The sequence below is a fragment of the Dyadobacter ginsengisoli DSM 21015 genome (genome assembly GCF_059568735.1).
Genome location: NZ_JCANTY010000001.1, coordinates 1,125,371 through 1,151,055 on the forward strand (window position 1 = coordinate 1,125,371; position 25,685 = coordinate 1,151,055).

Consider the following 25,685-nt stretch of genomic DNA (forward strand, 5'->3'; position numbering starts at 1 on the left):
GCCTATACCTGGGGATATTTCCAATCCCCACGGTAGGTTCTGCTAAGCAGCTTATTGGCTTCATCATCACCGGGTATCAGCTCTTTTTCGCCGTCCCAAACGATGCTTCTTCCCAATTTGTACGAAAGCATACCCAGCAAAGCTACATTGGTCGACCGCTGTCCGATCTCGATTTCGCAGATCGGCGGCTTGTTGCTTTTGATCGAGTCCAGAAAATTGGCCCAAAGCTGCTGAATATTCTGGTCATCGGGTTTGTTGAGCTGCGCGTCCTGATGGATGACCGGCTTGTTGGGATTGGTGGGATAAAATGTCCAACCATCCAGCCAACCCATGTGGAACGTCCCTTCCGTGCCGTAGAAATAAACTCCTACGGCCTGGTTGGGATGTGTTTTTTCCGCATTGTTGGCTGCGAAATTGCGGTGCTCCCATTCCAGAGTGAAGCCGTCAAAATCATAGACGGCAACCTGATGGTCCGGGGCATCGGTATTGTCCTGCCGGATCGCTCGGCCTCCTGTGGAATAAATTTTCTTCGGGTACTTTTGCTCCGACCACCACAGCACCTGGTCCAGCCAGTGAATCCCCCAGTCGCCGAGTGTGCCATTTGCGAAATTGAGGTAACCACGGAACCCGCGCGGGTGGATGGTTTTGTTGTAAGGAACCAATGGGGCGGGGCCACAGTAAAAATCCCAATCCATGCCTTGCGGCGGCTCTGAATCAGGCGTTTTCTGACCAGATCCGCCCCCGTAATGCACGAATGCGCGCGCCATTCCTATTTTACCGGCCTTGCCTGATTTCAGGAATTCCATCCCGGACACATTGTGCGGGGATACGCGCCTGTGCGTTCCTACCTGCACGATGCGCCCATGCTTCCGTGTTGCATTGACCATCGCCCGGCCCTCCCGAATGGTATGCGAAATGGGTTTCTCGACATATACATGTGCCCCTGATTCGATGGCGGCAATACAGCACAGTGCATGCCAGTGATCGGGCGTGGCGACGATTACAATCTCCGGCTTTTCCTTCGCCAGCATTTCCCGGAAGTCGCCATAGAGTTTTGGTTTATCCGGTGTGAGTTTGGAAAACACTTCCGCGCACGTTTTTAGCTGGTTCTGATCCACGTCGCATAATGCAACGAGTTTCGATTCTCCGGCCTGAACGGCACAGCGTAAAATATTCGTCCCCCACCAGCCTGCGCCGATCAGCGCCGTACGATACGGAGCTGCCCTTTTCAATGCGGTAAGCAACGGAAGCGACGAAAAAGCCGCACCGGCAAGCGCCGACTTTTCAATGAATGTTCTGCGATCCATAAAATGAGTTTCGGTATACTTTCTTTGGTTATTTGCCTTTCAGTTTTTCGACCAGCCAATTGTTCATGATCTCCCGCTCTTCGGCATAAGTCCAGTGTCCGGTGTCGAGGAAGAGTTTCAGCTCTTTAGGGGCAGTTGTGACATTGTAGGCCGAATACATCGAAGTAGGAGGACAGGTTTCGTCGTTGAAGCCCCAGATGTAAAGGCCTGGCACTTTAACCCTTCTCGCGAAGTTGACCACGTCATAATAGCCCACGGTGTTAAGTTTCTCTTTGGTATTATTGGTTTTAACCCCGTTTTTATCAAAATAATGGGGCCATCCGCCAGCGCGTCCGTGCAGGTAGCCGGTTACATCGCTCAGTGCAGGATAGAATGCTCCCAGCCATTTGACCCGTTGATCCAGGCCGGCAGTGATGATCGATAATGCGCCGCCCTGGCTTCCACCGGTTACGGCCAGATTTTTGCCGTCATACTGTGGCAGGCTGGTCAGGAAATCATTGGCGCGTACGCAGCCGAGGTAAACCCTTTTGTAATAGAACTTATCCTTGTCATCCAGATTGTAGGCCGGGTAGCCGTTCAATACGCCCTGGCCCATATCCAGATACACCGACGGGTTCATGGTTACGGGAATGCCGTGAATACCGATTTCCAGCGTGATAATCTCTTTGTCGGCCGTGGCTACGTCGCCTGCATAGGCACGTACGCCTGCTCCGGGAACGCGCAGCAATGCGGGATACTTACCCTCTTTTTTGGGAATACTCAAAATCCCGTAGACACGTACGCCGGGACGGTTGTTTTGCAGGCTCAGATGATACACATTCGTTTTTTCGGTACAGCGTTCCGGCAACAAAGTCATCTTCGCGTCCATGGGCACATTTGCCAGTTCCTTTTTTGCAGTATCCCAAAAAGTGTCGAAATCTTCGGGGTTTGCAACGGTTGGCTGTATTTTCAACGGATCGAAACCGGCCGTGGCCAGCCCTCGGAATTCCGCTCCGTCGACGGTGGCCCAGGCAATGCAGCGCAGGAAACCGGGCGTTTTTAAAGTTCCGCCATCGATGGTCAGAGAGCCATTTGCAGCTGTTTTGTTTTCTTTAATGGTCGGGTCGAGTTTTTCGAGACCGATTTCGTAACGGACCTGGGCATTTTTCACGGGATTACCATTGCGCAATACGGTAATGATAAACTGCACTTTATCACCGGGTTTGTAGGTCCAGTCGTCACGGTCGGTGGTGACGATCACCTCGACCGGGCGCCTGGTCGGCTGCGCGTGCAGGGAAAAGATTGTTATCCAGATTAAGAGCTGACTCAGTAAAAAGCGATTTTTCATAGACCGGCAATTGTTCTATTTGATGATGGAATAGATTTAGAATTGTGAGATAAAGAGGAAAAACCAGGGAATCTTTGTTTGTAACCACATATTTTTTCCGATTTGGATTAATTTGGCTGCTATTTAGCAAACCTTGACGAGGGAAAAGGTCATTTAAACAGTGGAGCCAATCAGGATCAATAAATTTATCAGCGAAACAGGCTTTTGTTCGAGGCGGGAAGCGGACAAGCTCGTGGAGCAAGGTCGCGTGACGTTGAATGGCCGTGTGGCTGTTCTGGGCGATAAGGCATCGGAAGGAGACGATGTAAGAATCAACGGAAAGCCCTTGAAAGTAAAAAAAGCGGCGGTGTATATTGCATTCAACAAACCGGTGGGCATTACCTGTACGACGGAACGGCATATCAAAGGCAACATCATCGACTACATCCGGCATAAGGAGCGCATTTTTCCGATCGGGAGGCTCGATAAGCCTTCGGAGGGACTTATTTTCCTGACCAGCGACGGTGATATCGTCAATAAGATCCTGCGGGCAGGAAATAGCCATGAAAAGGAATATGTGGTGACGGTTAACAAACCGATTACTCCCGATTTTGTACAAAAAATGTCGTCTGGTGTGCCGGTATTGGGACAAGTCACAAAAAAATGTTTCGTCAGGAAGGAAAGCAGCTACGTTTTTACGATCATCCTCACGCAGGGACTTAATCGTCAGATCCGCCGGATGTGCGAATACCTGGGCTATCATGTAACGAAGCTCAAACGGGTCCGGATTATGAACGTGACGCTCCAGAACCTGCCCACCGGCAAATGGCGCGACCTGACACCGGTTGAAATGAAAGAGATCAATGAGGCCGTGGCCCATTCAGTTAAAACCGAGGAGGGCTCATACCTGGATAATTGGGACGAGTAACTACTCATCTGCACCCAGGACTTCAGCCTGGGACTTAGCCAGGGTCTCAGTCCTCTGACTCAACAAGCATCCGATGCCTAAACTCCTGCTCATAACCCTGCTACTGTCCGTCAGCCTGATCTCGGCTGCACAAAAGCCCGATACATTGTTCCTCGGGAAGCTGCTCCGAGGCCGTCCGGATCTTTTCAGTGGGATACTCAATCATCCCGAAAAGAACCAGGTTCAGATCCTGTATACGCAGATCGATCGTGACAAAAAGAACGTGCCGCATTTCAAGAGTTTCAGCTATAATCTGGACGATCTTCACTATTTCTTTCCGGCCAGCACTGTTAAGCTGCCGACGGTGATCTTTGCTTTGGAAAAATTGAACGAGCTGGGAATTCCCGGTTTGAGCAAAACGAGCACCATGATCACGGAGGCCGACTTTACCAGGCAAACGGCTGTGGAGCGGGACAGCTCGTCGGCAAACGGATTTCCTTCATTGGAGCATTACATTAAAAAGATTCTGCTGGTAAGCGACAATGACGCCTATAACCGGCTTTATGAATGGATCGGTCGCGCGGAGATTAATCGCAGACTGGCAGATCATGGTCTCAGGACCAGCCGGATTCTCAACCGCTATGCTGTCAAAGACACCGAAGAGACTTCCAGACATACTAATCCTATCCGCTTTTACGAAGGATCAAAATTACTGTTTAGCCAACCAGGGCAGTTTGATTTGAAGGATTACCCATTGAACCTCACCAACACTTTGATGGGACGTGCCTACATGGATAGTTCCGACAGGCTTGTGAACAAACCATTCAATATGGCGAACAGGAATGCATTCAGCCTTTCCGACCAGCAAAAGGTGATGAAGAAACTGCTTTTTCCTGAGGCATTTTCCATTTCGGAACGGTTCCATTTGATGCCGGATGATTACCGGTTGATTTACACCTACATGAGTAAATTGCCAACAGAAAGCGACTACCCAAAGTATGATCCGCAGGAGTACTGGCCTTTGTACGCCAAATTTCTTTTCTATGGAGCGGATAAGGAAACGATCCCCCGGCCGAATATCAGGATTTTCAATAAATACGGCGATTCATATGGGTTCATCATCGACAATGCCTATGTCGTGGACTTTGAGAACAAAGTAGAATTTTTGCTTAGCGCAGTCGTCCAGTCAAACGAAGACGGCGTCTATAACGACGATCGTTATGAATACAAGGAAGTTTGTTATCCTTTTATGAAAAATCTGGGGCAGCTGATTTACCAATACGAGCTGGGCCGGAAAAAGAAACAGCTACCCGATTTATCCGCATTCCGGGTGAATTACTGACCTGTTCGTCTGTGCTACGATGCGGCGAAGGCTGATCAGGAAATCCTCCTGGCCGAGCGAAAATGCTTTCCGGCCAAACCATTGCAGCTTAATCAGGTGCAATTGACACTTTCCCCTGCCATCGGCTATTTCAGGCTGTCCTGCCGATCCTAAAATCCATCCATGTTGTATGGAAATGAAGCTAGGCGAGTACACGGACGACACCATTGAATACTGGCGTTATAAAGTGCATGTCAAAAAGTAAGCGTTAGCTACGACCCAGCGAATGAGGAATTTCCCAACGGGCGCTTTCAATGGATTCCTTTGAAGGATTTGGCGAGTGTTGTTGGCGGGGACAGGAGCAGTCACCCTTTTTCTCATATCTAACAGGAAGCATGTGAGGCAAGATGGCGTTGCTCCCCAATAGGTTCGAAAACCGATGAATAATTGATTGATTGCCGTTTGATTATCCGTGCCATTTGGGGTGCTGAAATGCCCAGCCAACCAATCTATAATTGTATTTGGAATAGCTAAATACATCCATTTAAACGAAATCAAACCATGAAACAATTATCTATCCGAATTGGCGGACTGCTCGCGTTTGTCTTGTTCTTTTGTTTTTCCTGTACGGATCATGCGCCTCAGCCCGAAACAGCAGTAGCACCTGTTATTAAGACTATTGAGACAAGGTTGAATTACAAACCTGAGAATTTCTATATTATTGGTGCAGAACTTGAAAATATCGGGTCGAAGCCTATTAAAGAAATCGGTATTGTTTACTCACTAAGGTTTGTAAATAACCCTTCATTTCATGCTGTGCCAACTGTTTCCGATACAAAAGTAGCGACTGTAAGTAATCCTGATAAAGCCGGAAGCTACAAGACGGGGCACAATCTCCCTGTAAGTAGCTTTGAAAGAATGTACTATCGCGCATACGCGATCCTTTCAGATGATTCAATTGTCTATGGAAACATATTGGAGTACATTTGGTATGATACCGCGGTTATAGAAGCCGAGCCAACTGCTTCTATAAACGGGTTTGTTTTTGCCAAAATAGATGTGAGAGAGCTGGGGAGTCTACCAATCGCGGAATATGGCGTTGTATATGTTTATACAAATAACCTGAGCGAACAATTGACGAAAGATCCGGACTTATCGGACAATAAGGTTGTGTTCGACTTGCCGCTGGCTCTCGGCAAGCACAGCAAAGTCCTGCCAATCAATGCACCTGCCAGAGTAAGGGCAAGGTCGTATATTAAATACCAGAATGGGGTGATCGAATATGGCAAGGTGCTTGCCGGATCTTAGCATCGGCGGAATCCTAGGTTAGTTGTTTGGGGCCACTTTTTCAAACCGCCGTAACTCCAAAAACGACCCGTGCTGCCAATCCGTATTAATAATGATCGCACCAGCTACAAAGATGTGCTTTCCGGTAAAGGTGGTTTGCGGAATGAGGTGGTCGATGAGTTTGCCGGATTGCTCGAAAATCACTTCCGTCGCTTCTTTAATCGGGTGGACGGCATTCAGGATCCGGTCTTTTTCCTGATACAGAAAAGATTGTAAAGTATGCTGCTGATAATCATCCTCGGGTTTGTTTCCGGGGATGATTTCGTTTTTTAGGAGGCGGTTCAATGCGAGGATGGCTGCGCCGCAGCAACTGGAAGTTTCGTGTTGGCCTACGCGAAGGATTTTACCGAGTTCTCCTTCGGCGCTTACGCCGATATGTGGAGCGTAGAATATAAGCGCAGCTCCATCTTCGGGCACGTGGTGCGCGAATGCGCTCATGCCGGTAAGTCCGGTAAACGGATAACCATTCAGGCCACCAAGGTTGAACGGCCCCAGCATTTGTCGCCCTTTTTCCGGGTATTCAATAGCATTGACGTCGTCCGAGCAAATGGAATGCGCCAACAGGATTTTGTCAGGCGTAAGCTCGTACGGTGTGAGTTTTTGATAGATATTCAATACAAATTCATTCGACGGGACGGCATTAGGAAAGTACTTCCGGACTTGTTCGAGCATAATGATTACATTAAAATATGATTAATGGGGGTGATGGGAGCAGGGATATCACTTTCGTCGAGCATCTCGCGGAGATCGATCTCGATAGTCCGGCAAATGGCCGTCATCGGAATGTCGTTAATGGCATTTTCAAACGGATTTTCGCTGGTGTCGCCTACTACTTCCATGGTGTTGAAAACCCAGGCAATCAGCATGTAGCTCGGTATAGTAAGCCAGATCAGGTTTTCACCCAGCTTTGCAAACTCGTTGATCAATCCGAATGGCAGCACCAGGATGAAAAGCCACACAAAAACTTTGCTGAAATAGGCATATTGCCTCGGAAAGGGGAAATTCTTGATCCGCTCCGCTGCGCCTTGCTGATTGTAGAACTCCTGAAGGACGTTCATCATGTGGAAGTGCGCCATTTCATTGATCTGCCCGTTTTGAAGTAAAATATCGAGCTGCGCGGCCTGGACCTTCATGATGTGGGTAGCAGGGTTTTTTTTGGAAAGAAAATATGCAGACTCTTCTTTGTTGACGAGTTGTCGTAGTAGATTTTCAAGCGATGCATCTGCGGCATTATGATGCGTTTTAACAACCGAATGGGCTGTGGTGCCGGTGTCATTCCATACACTTTTAGCGCGTAACTGGATTCGGACTGCATTGACGTATGCAATGTGCCGGTGCATGAGTTGCGACTTCACCGATTCCTCCGCATGTACGCCAGTACTTACCTGCGCACCCCAGGTGCGACTTGCATTCACGAACGCGCCCCAGATACGTCGGGCTTCCCAAAGCCTTTCATAGGAGGAATTGTTTTTGAAACCCACATAAAAAGCTACTGCCGTACCGATGAGGCCAATCGGCACAAAGGAAATACCGATTGCAATACCCAGCCATTGACTGAGCGCACACAAGGATGTGGCATAAAGGAAGCAGAACAGAATGGCTTTCCAGGCAAAGGACAATATGATCCTCAGTTTGATTTCGCGGGCGGTGTACATCGGGTAAAGAATAGATGATGCCGCGAAGATTTACATTGACTTCCTAAACTTTACCCGAACTTTGGCGAAACAGCAAATTTCGTTGATCAAACCACCAAATCCACCCCTGGATTTTTACATCTGTTCCTCAAACCACTTTTTGAAAACAGGTACCCGTTCTTTTGAAATCAGGATTTGGTTCGGCGATGCAGGCGAGGTCCTGACCAGCAGCCTGCCGTTGAAGTAAAGCTCAATTTCCGTAATGCATTGCCGGGAAATGATAAACTGCCGGTTGGCCCGGAAGAAACTGCATGCATCGAGCTGGTTTTCAAGCTCTTCCAGGGTCTTGTCCAGCACGAAATTCCGGTCGTCGTGCAGGGTCGTTACAACAACGCTGTTCCGGATCGTGAGCCAGGCGAAGTCGGAGTCTTTCAGGGGAATGAGTTTATCACGGTAAGGAACGAGGAAGCTTCTCCTTGGATTTTTGCGGTTCAGGATCTCCGTGTGCATGAGCTCTTCCAGGTACTTCACCTTGTTGATCGCATTCTCCTGGTTGAGCTGGTAGTATTTGTCCAGACTGAACTTCAAAGCCTCGGGCCGGATCGGTTTCAGCAGGTAATCAATGCTGTTGAGTTTGAAAGCCCGCAACGCATACTCGTCATGGGCCGTTGTGAAGATAACGGGGCAACCGATGGAAATCTGCTCAAATACCTGGAAGCAGGTGCCGTCACCGAGCTGGACATCCAGGAAGATCAGGTCCGGAACAGGATTGCTGCTAAGCCATTCGATCGCATTCTCTACACTCTCGATCACGCCCAGAATATAAGTTTTCGGATCGGCTTTCTGGATTAACTGGGTAAGGTACTGCCCGGCGGGCTGCTCATCTTCTATGATCAGGATTCTTGTCATGGAGCTTCAATCAAGGGTACTTTTACTGTAAATTGTTGTTCATCTTCCGTCAGCGACGGTTTTTGGCCGGTCTGGATCCGGTACCGTTTATCGAGGTTCTGTAACCCGATGCCTGTACTGGGCGCGTTGAGCTTCTTGTTGACGGTATTCATGACGACTACTTGTTTTTCCTGCTCGTTGAGCCGGATCTGGATCAGCAAAACCTGGCTGGACGTAATCACGTTATGTTTGATGGCGTTTTCGATCAGTAACTGCAACGACAGCGGAATAATGTACCACTCCCTGCTGGTGTCGGTTCCGACGAATTCGAATGCCATTTTTTCCCCGAACCGTGCCTTGTGGAGGTCCAGGTACGCACGGGCAGCAGCAAGTTCATCGTTGAGCAGGATCAGGTTCTGGTTCTGCACTTTGAGGTTGTATCGCAAGATATCGGACAAATCGAGTACGATGCGCTGGGCGAGGTCCGGATTTGTAATAATCGAAATGTTGAGGATATTGAGCGCATTGAAAAGAAAATGCGGGTTCAGTTGGTTGCGGAGCGCTTCGAGCTGCGCTTTGAGCTGTTCACGTTTGAGCTGCTCGTTTTCCATTCCGATCTTGTGATTTTCCTGCGTAGTGAGCAGAAAGTTCCGGAAACCGAGGATCGCAACCAGTAACAGAACGTGGTAGAGATAGTAAACTACCCGGAAAATGACGATATCTGAATTGTCGTCGTCGAGCGCAATTTTAAGCTGAAACAGGATCTCGTTGATGCCGAGAAAAAGAATAATGAGCAACAATCCCTGTATCCACGGATTCTGGCGGTTGAACCAGCTCGGGATCTGGTAGGTATGTTGCAGGCAGATGTATACAAACATCCACGCAAACTCAAAACTGATGATAAACTGGATACAAATATCCAGCACGCCCATTCCGAATTCGGTGGGACTGAACAGCGATGTCCATACGAATATCAGCCTGGGAATGGTAGCGAACAGGCTTAAAATGAAACAGAGACGCCAACCTAACGACATCCCGTTCCGGTAATTCAGATCAGCATTCATGCCGGGCTGGTCAGTAATTCAGGGTTATGCCGGGATGATGGGGCAGTTGTGAAATGTTTTTTCTGGATCAGGTCAGCCACCGAATGCATCAGCGCTTCATCGGCTTCGGACCATTCCCGGGGATTCAAGGCATCTTCGATCGCGATATATCCGATCCAGCTGCCGCCAATGCGGATGGGGACAGCAAGGAATGACTGGATGTCGTGCCGGGTAAACAGCTGCTGCTCAGCGGCAGGAAGCAGGTTGTTCATTTCAGCCACCGTCAGTCCCGCTTCGAACAGCGCGGCCCATCGTTTCAGGTAAGGGATTTCAGCGGAGTCTCTGGCAAGGTTGTGTTTTAATGAAACACCGGATGCGACGGCCTCGGTTTGCCTGGTAATGAGCGGTTCACCATGGCTGGCTGCGGTTCTGAGGCAAAGATAGGCGCGGCTCAGGTCCATTACGTCGGTCAGCAGGCGAAGGACTTCCGAAATGGCCTGGTTGGCTTTCTTGTGTGTAATCAATAGCTCGGTGCAGCGAGAGAGCACCTTTTTATAAAGATTATCGTGGTTCTGAACGTGCTGATCGAGTTTTTGTTTGGCATTGTCTTCCCATTTCGAAAGCGTGTTTTCGAGTGCAGGGATCCAGCCGAGCTTGTTGGAGCAGTTGATATAATAATTCGTTTCCGTTACGGCCAGCACACGCTCCGCGGTGACGGGGCAATGTCCTTCCGTCATGACCAGGCAGGGAAGCTGGCTGCCCAGTACATTGGCAAGGTCGGTGATCTTACCGTCGGGCAGGATGCAGTTAGAGATCAGCAGATCGTATTTGGCTTCATGAAATGCTTTAATAGCGGATTGCTTGGAATTGGCCTGCTTGATTCGGAACTGATAGCCGGCATAACTCAGGGAGTCTTCCAGCAACCCCAGCCATTCGTTTCGGATCGCAACGACCAGGAGGTTCAAAGGTTTCATAGAAGAGAATCTTTTAAGTTGTGAAAGGTAGTGTTAATAGGTACTTGAAAGGAATAGCAAAATCATCACAGGCTGGTTATGCCATAGTATTTTAAGGTGTATTGCCGGATGCGGCAGCGCTGTCAGAAATGTGCGTAAAAAATCGGCCTGTCTGCGGCTTAGATTGCTGATTTGTGCGGGGTAAGCGGGTCCGGCTGCAATAATACTGATTAAAGTAGAAATTTTACTACCGGATAAGTGCAAAATAGTATAAAAAAAGCAATCAAGGAGCCAGCCCGAAATTTCTGCCTCCAATATAGTCAAATCCATTTTTATATAACTAGTTCTACATCAGCATTTACGAATAAAAAAATGCGTTTGGGGTGAATTCAGGTACGATAAATTCTGCTTCAATCCGTGAAAAGGAAATTTGATGCCGTTTTTTTCAGCCTGACAGTCTGAGGGAACGGTTTGACTTCGGGATTCAAAGAGTTCACATCGGTTTTTTTCAGTTTCGGTCAGTATTTGAAAGTCCGTGGAAGCGGATGTGGAGATATTTGAAACAGAATAGCACAGTAAGCGGTGCCCATTTGAATTGCTAAACCAAACCTTTCACCTGATAAGCAGAAGAAAATGAATCAGAATAAGGCAATTTCCAGACGTTATTTCTACCAGATCATGAACGGGATGAATGAGCAGACTGCTCAGGAAATCCTGGCGCAGGACTTTATTTTCACCCTCCCCACGCATCCGGAGCCTTTCCACGGCCCCGATGGCTTCATGGGCCTGGTGCATATGCTGCATGGTGCTTTCCCCGATTTTTACATCAATCCGCAGGAGATGGTAGCAGGCGGCGACTGGGTGATCACCCGGTGGAGAGGAGGGGGCACGCATACCGGCAGCCCATTACTGACGATTAAAGGCAATGTGGAAGCGACAGGCAAATACTTTGAGATAGACGGTATGACCTGGCATACGATCAAGGACGGAAAGATCGTCGAGTCCATCGGCCATGAAGATACCCTGGGTCTGATGCTCCAGCTTGGTGTATTACCTTCCGATGCCGCCGTAGCCGCTCCTGACTTTGAGCTACATAACCAACTGGCTTCAAGGTACTTTGATGAAATTATGAGCCAGGGTAAGTTGGAGGTCGTGGAAGAAATCCTTGATCCCGACTTTAAATTTATCATCCCAACCCAACCCGAGCCGATCGCCGGATACCCCGCATTCAAAGGCTTTGTTTCTTATCTCCGCAATGCATTTCCCGACATTAAGTTCAATGTCATGAGGCAAACCGCGGAAGGCGACAAGGTAGCCAGTCGCTGGAATATCGAGGGCACGCATCAGGGCGAATTTCTGGGCGCTGCACCGACCGGGAACCATATCAAGGATTATGGTATCGATATTTTTACCATCAAAAATGGCAGGATCGCTTCCGTTCATGTCAATGAAAATGATTTCGGCCTGATGCAACAATTAGGTGCAATTCCTTCCTGACTCCCATGACACAGACAGAAGACAACAAAGCCATAGTGCGCCGGTATTGGTTTGAACTATGGAATGAAAAGAGAGGCGAAGTGCTGGACGAAATCGCCGTCGAGGACGTAACGTTCCACTTCCCGCCCGGGCAGGCACACCAACCGCCCACGCTGCGCAAATGGTTCGAAACAGCCCTGCTGGCATTTCCCGACGTGCATTTCACACTGCACGATGAGCTGGCAGACGGAGACAAGGTGGTGAGCCGCTGGTCGTATGTGGCCACCAACACAGGCACGTTTCTGGGACGGGATACAACCGGCCTCCAGGTGTACGACCAGGGAATCGATATTTTCCGGATCAAGGACAACAAGATCGTAGAAATGTGGGTCGCTCAGGATAGCCTTGGGTTACTTCAGCAACTCAAAGTGCTATAACACCCATTCGGCATGGAGACAAAAAGCGCAGCGCAATTTCTGATCGCCGACGGGGATCTTCCCGCTGAACCGGTGATTGTCGACGGTTTCGATGCCGACAATGGTGTGCTGGTCATCAACACACCGGGGCTTTCGAGAAGGGGGCTGCGCTTCAGCCAGCGCGATCGGGACACTGTCATCAGGACAACGGCAGGTAAAGAAATCGCGATAGTAGCCGACGTTAATGCCTTCGACCTGGACCCGGTAGCATTGCTGCGGGATTTTTACAGAGCATGGCAGGCTAATAATCTGTCCGATGTGCTGGACTTTTTGGCGAAAGATGTGGTGTGGGAAGTAGCCGGCCCAACCGATATCATGCCCTGGGCAGGAAGCTGGAAAGGACATGCGGGCGTTTCAAAATATTTTGTTTTACTCAACGAAGGTCTCGCAGTTGATAGGTTGGAACCAAGCCGGTACATCGCGCAGGGCAACACGGTTGCGGTTGTACTGCACGGGAGCGGCGAGTCCCGGTACGGTGTTCCTTACAGTGGGGGTGTGGTACATTGGGTGACTGTCAGGAATGGGAAGATCAGTCAATTACAATACTACCGCGACACATTTCCCCTCATCGAAGCGATTTTTGGCGGCAGGCCCTTCACGATCCCGCCGGTAGGGAATGATCCGCATTATCATGTGATCCAGCCCGTGGCGGCCGAACGAACGACAGACAGCATCGTGTTCGACACAAATGTTTTCGAAAGGCCTCCGCAGACGGTCAGGACGGTGAAGGCGATGTATGCTGCCCTGCAGGGGCTGAATGTACCCGAAGTAAGGAAAGTGTTTGCAGCCAATGTGGTTTGGGATATTTTCGGCCCTCCGGATCTGCTTTCATGGGCGGGCGAGCGGATAGGCCCGGATGCAGCGGCCGAATCGGCAAGCCAGATCCTGGAAACCATGCATTTCGATCATTTCAAACCCACACGGATGATCTATCAGGACAATGTCGCCGCTATCGTGATCGACGAAGCCGGTACATCGTTGGCCACTGGCCTGCCGTTCAAAACGAGTGTCGTGCATGTCGTGGAGACCAACGATGAAGGACAGGTTACCCTCTTTAAAAACTATATTAATACCGCCTGGATCGTAGAAGCATTTCAAAATGGAAGACCATTCACGGTAAATGCGAGCCATAAGCTATAAGCTACTGTTTTGAAATTGACTATAAAACAGACCGCATTTGGCTTACAGCCTACAGCCTAAAGCATTCATACTTTTCAACCCTTAAATATTTCAACTATGTCATTTACAGCAGAACAGAACAATGCAATTTGCATCGAGTTTTTCGAAGCGGCCTGGAACACCGGTATCGTGCGGGAGGACCTACTGACAGCCGACGCCATTGATCACTCACAGGTAGGCGGCAAGACAGTTTCCGAGCCGGGCTCAGCCAGTTTTAAAGGTATTATCGGGATGTTTCGCGGGGCAATGCCAGACGTGCAGCTGACGATCGAAGACCAGATTTTTGTTAGTGACAAAGTCGTTCACAGATGGAGACTTAACGGTACCGATACCGGTGGTGTTATGGGAATGCCGCCATCAGGCAAACCGATCACCATGACCGGGACCACCACCGTGCGCCTCAACAACGGCAAGATCGCCGAGCGATGGGCCAATGTCGACGAACTGGGCTTGTTGCAGCAATTGGGCGTAGTACCGCCGCCCCCCGGACATTGATCCCCCAACTACTAAATCCTCCTCCCTATCAGTTTATCCTCTTTTTTAGATTTCTCCGAAACACTGAATCTTATGTCAAAGAAAATACTCGCCGTATTGTCGGAATACGGTTACTGGGGCATTGAGCTCGTTGGTCCGCTCGAAAAGCTCGAAGAGGCGGGTTACACCGTCGAATTCGTGACACCCAATGGCAAAAAAGCGGAAGCATTGCCTCCCAGCTATGATACGACTTATGTAGATCCACCGCTGGGCGTCTGTGTGACGACTCCGCTGGCAGCTGAAAAGGTGAAGGCCTTCGAAGCGACAAACCGCCTCGAAACACGTCATAGCCTGAAAGATCTCGTCCCGGAACGCCCTTACTTCTCAACACCTGATTTTCTCCGGACATTTGAGAAGTACTATTCCGATCTGAAAATTGCCCAGGAAAAGCTCACGGAAGAGTATGCGGCCGTGTTCCTGGTCGGTGGCAGCGGTCCGATCATCGATATGGTGAACAACCAGCGGGTCCACGATCTGGTACTGGGATTTTATAACAAGCAAATGCCGGTAGCAGGTATCTGCTATGGTGTTGCTCCATTGGTTTTTGCCAGGGACTTCAATGAGCGCCGGTCCATTATCCGCGGCAAACATGTTACAGGCCATTGCATCGAATACGATTACCACGATGGAACCGGTTTCCTGCATACCGATCTGAACATGGGACCTCCGCCATACGTACTGGAATACATCCTGGCGGATGCCGTAGGCCCGGAAGGACAATACCATGGTAACTTCGGAAAGGAAACGTCGGTGATCGTGGACTATCCATTCATTACGGCGCGTTCGCTGCAATGCTCGTTCGAATTCGGGGAGCAGTTTGTCAATGTGCTCGATAAAGGTCTCAAACGTTATGGCTGGTAAGACCGGAAATCAAAAGATCATCGAGCAGTTCCTCGCGGATGGCATGGAATACATGTTCGGTAACCCGGGCACGGTTGAGCAGGGATTCCTGGATGCCGTGGCCGAGTACCCTGAGATGAAATACGTCCTTACGTTGCAGGAAACCATCGCGGTGATGATGGCTGACGGTTACGCCCGAGCCACACAAAAGCCTACCCTCGTGCAGCTGCACAGCTCGCCGGGGATCGGCAATGCAGTCGGCGCCGTATATCAGGCGAAAAGAGGGCATGCCCCGCTGGTTGTTATCGGGTCCGACGCTGGCGTGCAATACATGAATATGGACGCCCAAATGGCCAACGACCTGGTCGGCATGATGGCACCGGTTACGAAATTTTCGACTATGGCCACCTCGTCGAAATCGTTGCTGCGGACGTTACGCAAGGCTGTTAAGATTGCCTCTACGCCACCAATGGGGCCCGTATACGTATGCCTGCCGATGGATGTGCTGGATGAAATCAATGACGAACCCGTCTTTCCATCCTGCATTCCCTCTACCCGGGTATCGCCCGCACCCAGCCTGATCCGTCAGTCGGCGGAAATGCTCGTTGCAGCAGAAAAACCGATGATTTTTGTGGGCGACGGAGTCGCATATTCCGGGGCTATCACGGAACTGACCCGCGTGGCTGAATTATTAGGTGCTGAGGTTTACGGAGTCGAATTCGGGGATGTGGTTATGGACAATACGCACCCGCTTTACCAGGGTACGACCGGACATATGTTCGGGTCTTACAGCCATCCCATTACGACCAGGGGAGATGTTAATCTGATCGTTGGGACCTACATGGTGCCTGAAGTATTTCCTGACCTTGGCGAGATTTACGCACCCGGTGCAAAGGTGATCCATTATGATTTGAATGCTTATGAGATCGCTAAAAATCATCGGGTCGACCTGGGCGTAGTCAGCGACCCGAAACTTTCCCTGGCGGAGTTGGCCGAAACGATCGAAGCCATCATGACGCCCGGCCAAACCGCCGCAGCGAAGTCACGTATAGAGTTGATCGGTAGTGCAAAGCAGGAGAAAATCAATAGCGAAAAAGAACTGGATGACGCGCAACCGGGTAAGGCACCGCTGCACATGGCTCAATTTGCACGGGTGCTGGCCGAAAAGCTTGATCTGGACGAAACGGTCATCTTTGATGAGGCATTAACCAGTTCGCCAGCCGTGAGCCGTTACATTCCACCGACCCGGGCCGGAAGCTATTTTGTTACCCGCGGCGGGTCTCTCGGAGTGGGATTTCCCGGCGCAATCGGTGCGAAGCTGGCTAATCCGTCAAAGACGGTCATCGGATTTTCCGGCGACGGCGGATCCATGTACACGATCCAGGCACTCTGGTCCGCGGTGCGGCACCAGACAGGTGCAAAGTTTGTCGTGTGCAACAACGGTTCCTATAAGCTTTTACAGCTCAATATTGACCAATACTGGAAGGAAAGGGAAATTGGCAAACACGATTATCCGCTTCCGTTCGATCTGTCTTATCCCGCGATCCGTTTCGATATGCTCGCTCAGTCGATGGGCGTGGAATCGGTAAGAGTTGAAACGGAGGAGGAAATAGGCCCCGCAATCGAGCGGATGCTGGCCGACGATAAGCCCTTCCTGATCGACCTGGTGCTGGAAGGAGACCACCGGTCGGAGTGGGTGAAAATCAATTGCTCACATTAGCTGACCATCTAAACCCTTCACCTTTGAGATGCTGAACAATCAGATATACGATTTTATCATTGTGGGGGCCGGAGCTGCGGGCAGTGTGCTGGCCAACCGCCTCAGCGCTGATTCACAACGCAAAGTGTTACTGATAGAAGCAGGTAGCGCCGACAGCGAACCGGCCATTAAAGACCCGGCAGGTTTTGTGAGCCTTTGGGGTTCAAACCTCGACTGGAAACTTGAAACGACGCGGCAGCAAGGTCTCGGCGGACGCCAGATCGTGATCAATCAGGGAAAAGTCCTGGGCGGCAGTACGTCGCTGAATGCGATGATGTATGTGCGTGGCAACCCCGGTAATTTCGATGAATGGGAAGCCAAAGGTGCCACAGGATGGGGATACAAGGACGTTTTGCCCTATTTCAAAAAATCGGAAAATTTTGAAAACGGTGCTTCGGAATATCACGAAACAGGTGGGGAGCTGAGTATCCGCGACTGCCCGGATGAGGTGATGCGTTCAGAACATTTCTCCATTGGTGCCACAGAACTGGGCTTCGACGGGCCTCACTGGGACTACAATGGTATGCGACAAGAGAACGGTGCCGGGTTGCTCCAGTTCCACATCAGCAAAAATGGTCAGCGGGACAGCGGTGCTTCTGCATTCCTGGACCCGGTGGCCGATCGCGAAAACCTGACGATAATTACCGAGGCACTGGTCTTGCGCATATTAATCGAACATGGTAATGCTTTTGGCGTTGAGTTGCGGCATGGGGGACAGACCTGGCATGCCCTGGCGTCGCGGGAGGTGATCCTGTCGGCAGGTGCATTAGCATCGCCAAAACTGCTGCTGCTTTCCGGAATCGGTCCTGCGGAAGCGTTGCGGGCCCACGACATTCCGGTGTTTGTCGATTTGCCGGGGGTAGGCAAAAATTTACAGGATCATTTGCAACTGCCTATGATCTTCCGTTCCAAAATAGCAATGCCCCGTACGACGCTACTGACCGGCAATGCGCTTTTTGTGAACACTAAAAACGAAGACAGCCCGGTCGATCTCCAGATCAATTTTACGCCCAGCTTGCCACAGCCACTGGCACCTGTTTTACCTGACCTTGGAGGCCCCGTGTGTATATTCCTGCCGATACTGGTGCAGCCCGAAAGCAGGGGAGAGGTAACACTCCGATCCAAAAACCCTGCTGACGCTCCGGTTGTAAACCCGAAATACCTGGACAGCGAAGCCGATGTGGCTGTATTGTCCAAAGCCGTAGCACTCGTCAGGAACCTTGCCAATACGCCTAAATTCCTGGAATTGAATGGCGGTGAAATGGTCCCCGGGGAAGGGGCCGACATTCCGGCCTTTATCAAAAGTCAAAGCACGACGATCTGGCATCCCGCCGGGACTTGCCGGATCGGGCAGGATCCTGACGCTGTGGTCGATCCGCGCCTGCGTGTATACGGCATCGCCAACCTGCGCGTGGCAGACGCCTCCGTAATGCCGACCGTGACCAGCGGCAATACAGTAGCAGCCTGTTTCATGATCGGTGAAAAAGCCGCCGATATGATCCTGGAAGACAATTCGTAAGCACAACCACCCGATCATTTTATTTCAAACCTTAAAAGACATCACAATGCTAACTCAGGAAGCCATAGTTGAACTAGCCAAAGATTGGTATAAAAAACTGGACGTTCACGTCCCGATGGTAGAAGTGCTGCCGCTGCTTGCAGATGCGGAACTGGAAATGGTTTTTCCCGAAGTGACGATCTACGGCCATGCCGGATTTGAAGGCTGGTTCCAGCGTGTGATCCGCATATTCTTTGACGAAGTACATACCGTCAAGACGGTCGAAGCCGATATTGAAGGCGACAAGGCCACGGTGAAGGTGGTTGTGCAGTGGGAAGCCAGCGTGTGGAATGCGCCGGAACCATTCAGCAAACGTATCAAATGCGATGCTTTCCAGACCTGGGAAGTAAAGCTGAATGGCGCCGGTAAGGCAATTATTACCAAATACATAGTCGACGGTCTCGAATATCATGAGGGCTCGGCTACGCTCTAAACCATTCTCTCATTTTAACAGAAATCAATCCATGAAGAACGTGCCGGATACCAAACTGGGCAGGATGTACAAGGAACATATCCAGTTTATCCTCGATAAGAATATCGATGCATTGCTTGACCAGTACACCGATGATGCGACGCTGATCAGCAGTTTTTCGAAATCGCCGGTCGTGTATAAAGGCCGCGACCAGGTAAATGAGCACATGCAGGGGATCCTGGGCATAGATGGCCTCGAAACGGAAATCGTCTTCTGGGCAGAGACGGAAAATCCGGAGACGCTGATGATCACCGAACAGATTACGATGACCGCTGGCGGGCAAAAGAGCGAGATGCGCTTTGCTGATAGCTGGGTCCTCGAAAACGGCAGGATTGCCATCCATTTCGCTGGTATGGTCCAGCATCCCGACGGTTCTTTGGCTTAACCTAAACTATACATCTACGCCTAAACCCTGTTACCATGAAACTTGCAGGAAAAAAAATCGGGGTCCTGTTCGAAGCGGACTACTTCGAGAATGAGATCTTCTATTACAAATTCCGTTTCCCGGAGGAAGGCGCCGACCTCCGTTTTCTGACCAGGTTGTGGGGCCAGGAAAGACTCACCTTCCACGGGCACGAATACCGGGCTCCGATGGATTGCTGGGAGACTTTCGAAGGAATGAGCGACGAAGAGCTCCGCACCTATGATGCCATCATTGTCCCGTCGGGCATGGTTTCCGACCGCCTGCGTTACACCGAGGACGTGGAGAAGATCCCCCCTGCAACGGCATTCCTAAAAAGGGTATTTGCCGAGCCAGGCATTGTTAAGGGCATTATCTGCCATGGTTTGTGGCTTACCGCACCGGCTACGGAGTTGGTGCGGGGACGGAAATTAGTGTGTCACAACAACCTGATCGGCGACGCGAAGGCATATGGCGCTACCTATGTCAATGAAGATGTGGTAGTGGATGGTGACCTGATCACCGGACGATCGGGAGGGCATGCGCACCTGTTTGCCAGACAGATCATCGAGACGCTCTCATCCAGATAACCCATACAACTATGAACACGACATTTTTTCACCTGGCACTTACCGTCAAAAACCTGGCCCGGTTCGAATCATTTTACGCAACGCATTTTGGTTTCAAGCGGGCCAGGACGATCAGTCTGGGCGACGACGCCGAGCTGGTTTTTTTGAAAAATGAAGAGAATTTCTACTTCGAGATCTTCCCGCCCGAGGAAGAGCGACCCTGCCCGATGTCCGAAGCCGACGGCCCGCATTATCCCGGTTTGCGCCACATCGCGTTTTCGGTGGAAGATGTGGATGCCAAGATCGAAGCCATGGGGGACGACGCCGTGATCACACTGGGACCTTTGCATTTCGACGACGTGATCGAAGGCTGGAAAACCGTTTGGCTCAAAGATCCCGAAGGAAACATCATCGAGATCACAGAAGGCTATCGCGACCAGGAGCCTGAGGCAGTCGCATGAACCCTGCCACGCAGCTGCGCAATAGTGACGGTGCAGCTTTAATGTAATGAATGGTGGCGTCCGCCGACTATCGGGAACCGACAGAATATTTTTCAAAAAGCATTTTTAAACACCTTAATATCAAAAGCATGAATATCAATTTCACCTTTTCTGATACCATTGCGGGGTATATCACAGGGTACAATCCGCAGGAACGGTGGTTTACGCTGGAAACCTCGGATAAGAGGCCTTTCAAACTCCAGCTGATCGCCTCCACCTATGCGCGCAGCGTGCAGAACCTCACCGAGGGTTGGCAGGATCCGGGCGATATCACCGCCTTTCTGGCTACCAACGGGCAGTACGTTTTCGCATATGGCACATTTTATCCCAATGCGGGGGCGGATGAGCCGGCATTCGAGGCGCAGCAACTGATTTTCCCGGGCAAAGAGCCCAAGGTATATCGCCACGAAGAACAGAACTGGTGGATCACCCAGATCAGCTCCATTGCATCGAGTTACCTGAAATGGCAGTTTGATTATCCCAAAGAAGACATTAATTACAAAAATTACCGGACGATGCTCCACCTGGGAGGAGCGAAAAAAGGGGATTATTTGCAGGAAACAGATACCATTTCGCGCATGGTCTACGGCTTCGCATCGGCTTATCTGCTCACCGGAAAGGATGAATTCCTCGAAGGTGCCGAGCTGGGTACCGAATACCTGCGCGATCACATGCGTTTCTTCGATCAGGATGATGACCTGGTTTATTGGTATCATGGTTTGAAAGTGGAAGGTCAGAAAGAAACCAAGCTGCTGACTTCCGAGTTTGGGGACGATCTGGATGCATTGCCCATGTACGAGCAGATCTACGCATTGGCGGGACCTACGCAGACCTACCGCATTACCGGTGATCCACGCATCCGTTTCGATATAGACAAGACGATCGATCTTTTTGAAAAATATTTCAAAGACCACAATGGTGTAGGCTATTATTCGCACCTGCACCCCATCACGCTCGACGCACACGAGGAATCGCTCGCGCACAACAAAGCTCGCAAAAACTGGAACTCGGTGGGTGACCACGCGCCTGCTTATCTGATCAATCTGTACCTGGCAACGGGAGAGAAGAAGCATGCCGACTTCCTGGAATATACTTTCGATACCATTACCAAATATTTCCCCGACTACGAAAACAGCTCGTTTGTGCAGGAGAAATTTTTCGAGGACTGGAGTAAGGACCAGACCTGGGGATGGCAGCAAAACCGTGCGGTGGTGGGCCATAACCTGAAAATTGCCTGGAACCTCATGCGCCAGCATTCAATCACGCCGAAGGAAGATTACCTCGAATTCGCGAAGAAAATCGCTGCATTGATGCCGGCTGCTGGTTCGGACCAGCAGCGAGGCGGATGGTATGATGTGGTGGAGCGCGAACTCAAAACCGGCGACCGCCATCAGTTCGTATGGCACGACCGCAAGGCATGGTGGCAGCAGGAACAGGCGATCCTCGCTTACCTGATCCTTTATGGTATTCTGGGCGACAAGGAGTACGAAAAGCAGGCACGTGAAGCCGCGGCATTCTACAATGCGTTCTTCCTCGATAACGACGATGGTGGTGTGTACTTCAATGTGCTGGCCAACGGAATGCCTTACCTGCTTGGAACGGAACGTTTCAAAGGAAGCCATTCCATGAGTGCCTACCACAGCACGGAGCTTTGCTACCTGTCGGCGGTTTACATTAACCTGCTGATCACCAAACAGCCAACCTATTTCTATTTCAAACCGTATCCGAATAGCTGGCCGGACAACATCCTCCGCGTTTCCCCGGACATTTTGCCTGCCGGAAGCGTCTATATCAGCGAGGTGTTTATCAACGACCAGCCCTATGCGGACTTCGATGCACAGGGATTGACCGTGAAGCTGCCTCAGACAGACGAACGCATCCGTGTGAAAGTACAGATCAGCCCTGTGGTGTAATCCGGTCACATAAAGAACCTTTTCAGATGAAAGTTACAATTACCGAACAGGATGGCATCTCGGTTGTCGAGGTGGCAGGAGATATCGATAGCAAGACGGCACCGGAGTTTGAGAAAAGCGCGCGGCAAGCCACCGATCAGAGCCAGCAGGTAGCGATTGACCTTACGGCGGTGGGGTTCATGTCGAGCGCCGGGCTTCGGGTGTTACTGATGGTCTACCGGAACATCAAGGGACAGAATGGAAAAGTAGTGCTGGTAGGGGTATCGGAAGACATCCAGGACGTGATGTCAACCACCGGCTTTATCAACTTTTTCACGATCGTTGGTCAGATAGGGGAAGCAATTGTCATCCTAAAACAAAACTGAGGTATGGCAACAGATATCCGGATAGACTATTACCCCACGCACGAACAGCAGGGGATCAAGTTCCGCCGCGGGCATGTGTTGCCATTCGGCGCGACGATGGTGCCTAATGGGATCAATTTCAGCATTTATTCCAGTGAGGCGATCGACTGCACGCTGGTGTTGTTTGAAAGGGGAGAAGCCCAGCCATTTGCCGAGATACGGTTTCCCGAGGAATTCAGGACCGGAAATGTATATTCCATGATCGTATTCGACCTCGATTACGAGCGGCTCGAATATGGCTACCGGATGGACGGCCCATTCAAGCCCGGGGAGGGGCATCGTTTCGATAAAAGTATAATTCTGAGCGATCCTTACGCGAAGGCGATCGGGGGACGGGACAGCTGGCTGGCCGAACCCAATTGGGATAATGTGTACCCCTACCGCTCGCGCCTGGTTTTTGAGGATTTCGACTGGGAGAATGACCACCCGCTGGAGACGCCGATCGAAGATCTGGTGATCTATGAAATGCACGTGCGGGGTTTCACGCAACATCCCTCTTCGAACGTCAAAAATCCCGGCACGTTTGCAGCGATCCGCAGTAAAGTCGCCTACCTGAAAGAGCTGGGGGTAAACTGCGTAGAGCTGATGCCCATCTACGAATTCGATGAATGGGAGAATAGCCGGGAGAACCCGGTCACGGGCGGGCTGATCGTCAATTTCTGGGGATACAGTACTGTCAATTTTTTCTCACCGAAGGCGGGTTACGCAGCGACCGGAAAGTTCGGGATGCAGGTCGACGAACTGAAAACGCTGATCAAAGAGCTCCATAAAAACGGAATCGAGGTGATGCTGGATGTGGTTTTCAACCATACGGCTGAGGGAGATCACCGGGGGCATACCATCTCGTTTCGCGGGATAGACAACAAGACCTATTACATGCTGACGCCGGAAGGGTACTATTTCAATTTCTCGGGAACGGGAAACACATTGAATTGTAACAATCCCGTAGTGCGGAACATGGTGCTTGATTGCCTCCGCTATTGGGCGGCAGATTACCATATCGACGGCTTCCGTTTCGACCTGGCCGCTATTCTCGGGCGCGATCAGAACGGCGCTCCATTAAGCAACCCGCCATTACTGGAATCCCTCGCATACGATCCCATCCTTGCGAAGTGCAAGCTGGTGGCCGAGGCGTGGGATGCAGGCGGACTTTACCAGGTGGGTTCATTTCCTGCTTATGGCCGCTGGGCAGAATGGAATGGTAAATACCGGGATGCGGTGCGGAAGTTTCTTAAGGGGGACGAGGGATTAGTGGGTGAGATTGCGCAGTGTATTCAGGGATGGCCCGATTTGTACCATTACCGTGGCCCGACCGCGAGTATCAATTTTATTGCCTGCCACGATGGTTTTACACTCTATGATCTTTTCGCCTACAATGAAAAACACAACGAAGCGAATGGAGAACATAACAATGATGGTGGTAATGATAATCATTCATGGAACTGCGGGGTCGAGGGTGAAACGGGCGATCCGTTCGTTAATCAACTTCGTCACAAGCAGATCAAGAATGCGCTGGCCATCCTGATGGTAAGCCAGGGCGTACCAATGATCCTTTCGGGTGATGAAATGGGGGGCACGAAGTCGGGCAATAACAATACCTACTGTCACGACAATGAGCTCAACTGGATCGACTGGAACCTGTTGGAAACGAACGCTGATATTTACCATTTCGCAAGCAATATCACACGGTTCCGTCGCGCGCACCCGGTCTTAAGAAGCCGTACGCATTTTCAGCACCGCGATTACGTGGGCAGCGGATATCCCGACATCAGTTTTCATGGTACGCAGGCATGGCAGCCCGATTTTGCCAGTTCCAGCCGGTGCCTCGCTTTCATGCTCGACGGTGCGCACGCGAAAAGCGGCACCATTGCAGATGATACTCTGTACGTGGCGATGAATTCTTATTGGGACGCCCTTTATTATGAATTGCCGGTATTACCCGCGGGCAGAAGCTGGCACTTGTCCGTCAATACCGATATGCCATCCGGAGAAGACATCTATCCGATAGGCAAGGAGCCGAAGCTGGAAGATCAGGGACGGTTCCTGGTGGGAGGAAGGGCGACAGTGATTCTCATAGGCAAATAAGGGAAGCGACACCGACAAAAAACAAAACCATTCATTTCAAAACATTATAATCATGGCATTTCAAATAGAATCAGCAGTAGCAGACAAGGTAGCGCGGCTGACCCTGCACGGGGAACTCGACTCCCTGTCGGCCCGTGTGTTTCAGACCGAGGTAGAAAAAATAGCCAACCAGGACATCGAAGCATTGGTGCTTGATATGGAGGATCTTAACTTTATGTCGTCCGCCGGGTTGCGGGTATTAATTTATTCCAAACAGAAAATAGGCCCGAAACTGGCCATTTACATTGTCAGACCTCAGGAACTGATCGTTGACACGCTTGAAAAAACAGGCTTGCAGCACAGCGTCACCATTGTTGAACAATACCCTGTCTAACATCCAGCATGATGGAAACAAAAAGTTTTCCCGGAGTTGTCGATTCATTGGACCTGCTCCGGGATTACATCAGTACGCTTGCCGCGAAGGCCGGACTCGGTAAAAAGCCGACTTACAGCCTGATCCTGGCCGTGGACGAAATTGCCACCAACATTATCCTGTACGGCTATGAGCGTGCAGGTATCGTGGCGGATTTTACGGTACTCAGCGAGATTACCGACAGCGAACTGGTCGTCATCCTGGAAGATGTTGCCAAGCCCTTCGATCCGCTTTCCCGCGAGCTGCCCGACGCCGACTACCTGGCGAGCGAACTCGAAGACCGGGAAATCGGCGGATTAGGCATTTTCCTGACGGTGAATGGTGTCGATGAATTTTCCTATGAATATGCGGATGAGAAGAACCGCAACAAGTTTGTCATGAAGATAACCGGTAGCTGAAAAG

26 protein-coding genes are annotated in these 25,685 nt (G+C 50.6%); 19 read left to right on the forward strand and 7 right to left on the reverse strand.

Annotated elements, in window-relative coordinates; translation table 11 throughout:
- Positions 1-2: 2 nt before the first annotated feature.
- Together BP71_RS04040 and BP71_RS04045 are read right to left on the reverse strand one after the other, a co-directional pair.
- Entirely contained in the window at positions 3-1,307 is a 1,305-nt protein-coding gene (locus BP71_RS04040; RefSeq protein ID WP_496376862.1) for a Gfo/Idh/MocA family protein, read from the reverse strand.
- A gap of 28 nt (positions 1,308-1,335) precedes the next feature.
- The gene (locus BP71_RS04045) at positions 1,336-2,634 is read right to left on the reverse strand and encodes an acetylxylan esterase (RefSeq protein WP_496376864.1); all 1,299 of its coding nucleotides are present in this window, start codon (positions 2,632-2,634) and stop codon (positions 1,336-1,338) included.
- A 160-nt stretch (positions 2,635-2,794) separates the two neighbouring features.
- On the opposite strand from BP71_RS04045, the gene rluF reads away from it, so the two are divergent.
- The 3 genes from rluF (at position 2,795) to BP71_RS04060 (ending at position 6,149) form a co-directional block, all read left to right on the forward strand.
- Positions 2,795-3,541, forward strand: coding sequence for a 23S rRNA pseudouridine(2604) synthase RluF (gene rluF / locus BP71_RS04050; protein ID WP_496376866.1), 747 nt, complete (start codon positions 2,795-2,797; stop codon positions 3,539-3,541).
- A 73-nt stretch (positions 3,542-3,614) separates the two neighbouring features.
- Positions 3,615-4,862: a serine hydrolase gene (locus BP71_RS04055; protein WP_496376868.1), complete on the forward strand. Its 1,248-nt coding sequence runs from the start codon at positions 3,615-3,617 to the stop codon at positions 4,860-4,862.
- A 540-nt stretch (positions 4,863-5,402) separates the two neighbouring features.
- Positions 5,403-6,149 (forward strand): hypothetical protein, encoded by a 747-nt coding sequence (locus tag BP71_RS04060; RefSeq protein ID WP_496376870.1) that lies wholly within the window; start codon positions 5,403-5,405, stop codon positions 6,147-6,149.
- A gap of 18 nt (positions 6,150-6,167) precedes the next feature.
- On the opposite strand, the gene BP71_RS04065 is transcribed toward BP71_RS04060, so the two are convergent.
- From BP71_RS04065 to BP71_RS04085, 5 genes are all read right to left on the reverse strand, one after another.
- On the reverse strand, positions 6,168-6,860 hold the full coding sequence (locus BP71_RS04065; protein ID WP_496376872.1) for an LCIB family protein: 693 nt from the start codon (positions 6,858-6,860) through the stop codon (positions 6,168-6,170).
- Positions 6,861-6,865: 5 nt separating this feature from the next.
- The gene (locus tag BP71_RS04070; protein ID WP_496376874.1) at positions 6,866-7,843 is read right to left on the reverse strand and encodes a bestrophin family protein; all 978 of its coding nucleotides are present in this window, start codon (positions 7,841-7,843) and stop codon (positions 6,866-6,868) included.
- A gap of 114 nt (positions 7,844-7,957) precedes the next feature.
- Positions 7,958-8,731 carry a LytR/AlgR family response regulator transcription factor gene (locus BP71_RS04075; protein WP_496376876.1) on the reverse strand — a complete coding sequence of 258 codons (774 nt, stop codon included), beginning with the start codon at positions 8,729-8,731 and terminating at the stop codon, positions 7,958-7,960.
- Positions 8,728-9,774, reverse strand: coding sequence for a sensor histidine kinase (locus BP71_RS04080; protein WP_496376878.1), 1,047 nt, complete (start codon positions 9,772-9,774; stop codon positions 8,728-8,730). The genes BP71_RS04075 and BP71_RS04080 overlap by 4 nt, the downstream gene beginning before the upstream one ends.
- A complete protein-coding gene (locus BP71_RS04085; RefSeq protein WP_496376880.1) occupies positions 9,771-10,727 on the reverse strand; it encodes a GAF domain-containing protein in 957 nt (318 codons plus the stop codon). The genes BP71_RS04080 and BP71_RS04085 overlap by 4 nt, the downstream gene beginning before the upstream one ends.
- 612 nt (positions 10,728-11,339) lie before the next feature.
- Here BP71_RS04085 and BP71_RS04090 point away from each other — a divergent pair.
- The 16 genes from BP71_RS04090 (at position 11,340) to BP71_RS04165 (ending at position 25,681) form a co-directional block, all read left to right on the forward strand.
- Positions 11,340-12,203: an ester cyclase gene (locus BP71_RS04090; RefSeq protein WP_496376882.1), complete on the forward strand. Its 864-nt coding sequence runs from the start codon at positions 11,340-11,342 to the stop codon at positions 12,201-12,203.
- Positions 12,204-12,208: 5 nt separating this feature from the next.
- On the forward strand, positions 12,209-12,619 hold the full coding sequence (locus tag BP71_RS04095; RefSeq protein WP_496376884.1) for an ester cyclase: 411 nt from the start codon (positions 12,209-12,211) through the stop codon (positions 12,617-12,619).
- Between the two features lie 12 nt (positions 12,620-12,631).
- A complete protein-coding gene (locus tag BP71_RS04100) occupies positions 12,632-13,798 on the forward strand; it encodes a nuclear transport factor 2 family protein (RefSeq protein WP_496376886.1) in 1,167 nt (388 codons plus the stop codon).
- Positions 13,799-13,894: 96 nt separating this feature from the next.
- Positions 13,895-14,332 carry an ester cyclase gene (locus BP71_RS04105; RefSeq protein WP_496376888.1) on the forward strand — a complete coding sequence of 146 codons (438 nt, stop codon included), beginning with the start codon at positions 13,895-13,897 and terminating at the stop codon, positions 14,330-14,332.
- Between the two features lie 72 nt (positions 14,333-14,404).
- Positions 14,405-15,232 (forward strand): type 1 glutamine amidotransferase domain-containing protein, encoded by an 828-nt coding sequence (locus BP71_RS04110; RefSeq protein WP_496376890.1) that lies wholly within the window; start codon positions 14,405-14,407, stop codon positions 15,230-15,232.
- Entirely contained in the window at positions 15,222-16,931 is a 1,710-nt protein-coding gene (locus BP71_RS04115) for a thiamine pyrophosphate-binding protein (protein WP_496376892.1), read from the forward strand. Before BP71_RS04110 ends, BP71_RS04115 begins: the two co-directional genes overlap by 11 nt.
- A 28-nt stretch (positions 16,932-16,959) precedes the next feature.
- The gene (locus tag BP71_RS04120; protein ID WP_496376894.1) at positions 16,960-18,489 is read left to right on the forward strand and encodes a GMC family oxidoreductase; all 1,530 of its coding nucleotides are present in this window, start codon (positions 16,960-16,962) and stop codon (positions 18,487-18,489) included.
- 46 nt (positions 18,490-18,535) lie between these two features.
- On the forward strand, positions 18,536-18,961 hold the full coding sequence (locus BP71_RS04125) for a hypothetical protein (protein ID WP_496376895.1): 426 nt from the start codon (positions 18,536-18,538) through the stop codon (positions 18,959-18,961).
- A gap of 31 nt (positions 18,962-18,992) precedes the next feature.
- Positions 18,993-19,385: a nuclear transport factor 2 family protein gene (locus tag BP71_RS04130; RefSeq protein WP_496376897.1), complete on the forward strand. Its 393-nt coding sequence runs from the start codon at positions 18,993-18,995 to the stop codon at positions 19,383-19,385.
- 35 nt (positions 19,386-19,420) lie between these two features.
- Positions 19,421-19,990: a DJ-1/PfpI family protein gene (locus BP71_RS04135; protein WP_496376899.1), complete on the forward strand. Its 570-nt coding sequence runs from the start codon at positions 19,421-19,423 to the stop codon at positions 19,988-19,990.
- An 11-nt stretch (positions 19,991-20,001) separates the two neighbouring features.
- Entirely contained in the window at positions 20,002-20,430 is a 429-nt protein-coding gene (locus tag BP71_RS04140; RefSeq protein ID WP_496376901.1) for a VOC family protein, read from the forward strand.
- A gap of 128 nt (positions 20,431-20,558) precedes the next feature.
- Positions 20,559-22,382 carry an AGE family epimerase/isomerase gene (locus BP71_RS04145; protein WP_496376903.1) on the forward strand — a complete coding sequence of 608 codons (1,824 nt, stop codon included), beginning with the start codon at positions 20,559-20,561 and terminating at the stop codon, positions 22,380-22,382.
- 26 nt (positions 22,383-22,408) lie between these two features.
- Complete coding sequence (locus BP71_RS04150; RefSeq protein ID WP_496376905.1) at positions 22,409-22,747, forward strand: STAS domain-containing protein; 339 nt, start codon at positions 22,409-22,411, stop codon at positions 22,745-22,747.
- Between the two features lie 3 nt (positions 22,748-22,750).
- Positions 22,751-24,871 (forward strand): glycogen debranching protein GlgX, encoded by a 2,121-nt coding sequence (gene glgX / locus BP71_RS04155; RefSeq protein WP_496376907.1) that lies wholly within the window; start codon positions 22,751-22,753, stop codon positions 24,869-24,871.
- A 52-nt stretch (positions 24,872-24,923) separates the two neighbouring features.
- A complete protein-coding gene (locus BP71_RS04160) occupies positions 24,924-25,244 on the forward strand; it encodes an STAS domain-containing protein (RefSeq protein ID WP_496376909.1) in 321 nt (106 codons plus the stop codon).
- An 11-nt stretch (positions 25,245-25,255) separates the two neighbouring features.
- Positions 25,256-25,681, forward strand: coding sequence for an ATP-binding protein (locus BP71_RS04165; protein ID WP_496376911.1), 426 nt, complete (start codon positions 25,256-25,258; stop codon positions 25,679-25,681).
- Positions 25,682-25,685: the final 4 nt, after the last annotated feature.

Coding starts and splice junctions, on each gene's coding strand:
- BP71_RS04075 (WP_496376876.1), bottom strand. CDS start 8,731: ATGACAAGAATCCTGATCATAGAAGATGAGCAGCCCGCCGGGCAGTAC.
- BP71_RS04110 (WP_496376890.1), top strand. CDS start 14,405: ATGTCAAAGAAAATACTCGCCGTATTGTCGGAATACGGTTACTGGGGC.
- BP71_RS04140 (WP_496376901.1), top strand. CDS start 20,002: ATGAACACGACATTTTTTCACCTGGCACTTACCGTCAAAAACCTGGCC.
- BP71_RS04040 (WP_496376862.1), bottom strand. CDS start 1,307: ATGGATCGCAGAACATTCATTGAAAAGTCGGCGCTTGCCGGTGCGGCT.
- BP71_RS04130 (WP_496376897.1), top strand. CDS start 18,993: ATGAAGAACGTGCCGGATACCAAACTGGGCAGGATGTACAAGGAACAT.
- BP71_RS04060 (WP_496376870.1), top strand. CDS start 5,403: ATGAAACAATTATCTATCCGAATTGGCGGACTGCTCGCGTTTGTCTTG.
- BP71_RS04100 (WP_496376886.1), top strand. CDS start 12,632: ATGGAGACAAAAAGCGCAGCGCAATTTCTGATCGCCGACGGGGATCTT.
- BP71_RS04135 (WP_496376899.1), top strand. CDS start 19,421: ATGAAACTTGCAGGAAAAAAAATCGGGGTCCTGTTCGAAGCGGACTAC.
- BP71_RS04045 (WP_496376864.1), bottom strand. CDS start 2,634: ATGAAAAATCGCTTTTTACTGAGTCAGCTCTTAATCTGGATAACAATC.
- BP71_RS04080 (WP_496376878.1), bottom strand. CDS start 9,774: ATGAATGCTGATCTGAATTACCGGAACGGGATGTCGTTAGGTTGGCGT.
- BP71_RS04160 (WP_496376909.1), top strand. CDS start 24,924: ATGGCATTTCAAATAGAATCAGCAGTAGCAGACAAGGTAGCGCGGCTG.
- BP71_RS04095 (WP_496376884.1), top strand. CDS start 12,209: ATGACACAGACAGAAGACAACAAAGCCATAGTGCGCCGGTATTGGTTT.
- BP71_RS04120 (WP_496376894.1), top strand. CDS start 16,960: ATGCTGAACAATCAGATATACGATTTTATCATTGTGGGGGCCGGAGCT.
- BP71_RS04055 (WP_496376868.1), top strand. CDS start 3,615: ATGCCTAAACTCCTGCTCATAACCCTGCTACTGTCCGTCAGCCTGATC.
- BP71_RS04125 (WP_496376895.1), top strand. CDS start 18,536: ATGCTAACTCAGGAAGCCATAGTTGAACTAGCCAAAGATTGGTATAAA.
- BP71_RS04090 (WP_496376882.1), top strand. CDS start 11,340: ATGAATCAGAATAAGGCAATTTCCAGACGTTATTTCTACCAGATCATG.
- BP71_RS04150 (WP_496376905.1), top strand. CDS start 22,409: ATGAAAGTTACAATTACCGAACAGGATGGCATCTCGGTTGTCGAGGTG.
- glgX (WP_496376907.1), top strand. CDS start 22,751: ATGGCAACAGATATCCGGATAGACTATTACCCCACGCACGAACAGCAG.
- BP71_RS04115 (WP_496376892.1), top strand. CDS start 15,222: ATGGCTGGTAAGACCGGAAATCAAAAGATCATCGAGCAGTTCCTCGCG.
- BP71_RS04165 (WP_496376911.1), top strand. CDS start 25,256: ATGGAAACAAAAAGTTTTCCCGGAGTTGTCGATTCATTGGACCTGCTC.
- BP71_RS04145 (WP_496376903.1), top strand. CDS start 20,559: ATGAATATCAATTTCACCTTTTCTGATACCATTGCGGGGTATATCACA.
- BP71_RS04085 (WP_496376880.1), bottom strand. CDS start 10,727: ATGAAACCTTTGAACCTCCTGGTCGTTGCGATCCGAAACGAATGGCTG.
- BP71_RS04070 (WP_496376874.1), bottom strand. CDS start 7,843: ATGTACACCGCCCGCGAAATCAAACTGAGGATCATATTGTCCTTTGCC.
- BP71_RS04065 (WP_496376872.1), bottom strand. CDS start 6,860: ATGCTCGAACAAGTCCGGAAGTACTTTCCTAATGCCGTCCCGTCGAAT.
- BP71_RS04105 (WP_496376888.1), top strand. CDS start 13,895: ATGTCATTTACAGCAGAACAGAACAATGCAATTTGCATCGAGTTTTTC.